We start from the raw sequence: 1,495 nt of genomic DNA on the forward strand, positions 1-1,495 counted from the left end.
GCGGGCAGAAGACATGGCTGATGATTATGTGTTGACCCACGGGGGTTTCCGAGCCAATTCTGTTGTATTTGAGCGCTCTCGCCGCCGATCCCACGGCCAAAGGAACGGCGGCGCATCGGGACCCTGCCGATGGGTTGGCTCGAATGGAGGGACAGGCTGCGGACACAGGGCGGTACCGCGTCGGTTTTGACGGTTCGGCTCGTGCTTGGTTCGTGTGAGGATTACTGCTGCCCGCCGGCCTTCTCGGGTGCGAGGGCACGACTGACGGAGGATCTGCCGACACGGAGTGTCGAAGCTATCGTGTCGAGGCTTTTGCCCTGTTCACGCATCGTGCGGGCGAGTTCGGTGCGTTCGGGGGTCATGACGGTGGGCCGGCCGCCGTGTCGACCTTGGCGTCGAGCGGCTTCGAGGCCGGCGTGGGTGCGTTCGACGATCATGCGGCGTTCCATTTGGGCGAGGGCTGCCATGATGTGGAATAAGAATTCGCCGCCTGCGGTGGTTGTGTCGAATCCTTCGGTGAGGGAACGGAATGCGATACCACGTTCGCCGAGGTTGTGGACTGTGTCGATGACGTGGCGGACGGATCGTCCGAGGCGATCAAGTTTCCAGACGACAAGGACATCACCGTCGTGATCGCGTAGGTAGTTCAGGCATTCGGTGAGCTGGGGGCGCTGCGTTGTCGAGCCGGATTCGTAGTCGGTGAAGATGCGGATCGCGCCGGCTTGGCGGAGTGCGTGCTGCTGCAGCTCGGGGTTTTGTTCGAGGGTGGAGACGCGGGCGTATCCGATGATGCTCACAGTCTCGGTCCTTCTGGTCTGCTGCTGTGTTGTGGGATGGTGCGGCTGTTCATGAGTTGGTGGTCGACCTCGGGGCTCCAGTGGGTATGGAACTTGGTGGTGTCGAGGTCAGCAAGTTCGCGCTCCGGAGCGACTGGTGTGGGAGTTGGCCGAACCTGGGTCGACTGTGACTCGTGTTGTGATGCTTCGTCCGGTAGGCCTTTGAGCCCGTCGCAGACCAGGAAGAATACGTCCCGGGTGCCGCGATGTCGGATGTCTGTCAGCACGCTCATCGAAGAAATTGGCGCCCTCACCGCCGGGGCCGGCCCACAATCCGAGCACGTCGCGGTGTCCGTCGAGGCTAACGCCGATCGCGGCATAGATCGGCCGGTTTGCGACCTGACCGCCGGCGGACTTTGACGACGATCGCATCGACGAAAATCGCAGCGTATACCTCGTCGAGCGGTCGGGCAGCCCAGTCCTGTATCTATCTTCGAGCTGAACCACATACTTCGAGAACAGCGGACACTGTCCCCAGCGCCGCGGTCTATGACATCAACTACCCGTGCAGGCCACATTCAAACAGACGGCCAAGCGATGTGGTGCTGAAGAACGATCACGGCAATGCCCGCGAGAGCAGTCGTCGTTGCCAATCCGAGATAAGATCAGGAACAGTCCTGAGTCGACAGCGGCGCCAGGCCTGCCATGAGCCATGCAAG

At 61.6% G+C, this 1,495-nt stretch carries 1 protein-coding gene and 1 pseudogene; both read right to left on the minus strand.

Annotated features, from left to right (window positions below):
• Positions 1-221 precede the first annotated feature (221 nt).
• A complete protein-coding gene (locus AC0B9F_RS38070; RefSeq protein WP_003943371.1) occupies positions 222-797 on the minus strand; it encodes a recombinase family protein in 576 nt (191 codons plus the stop codon).
• 188 nt (positions 798-985) lie between these two features.
• Positions 986-1,254: pseudogene (locus AC0B9F_RS38075) on the minus strand (transposase); the annotation flags it as partial.
• Between the last annotated feature and the right edge of the window lie 241 nt (positions 1,255-1,495).

The organism is Streptomyces sp. NPDC097129, assembly GCF_055668065.1.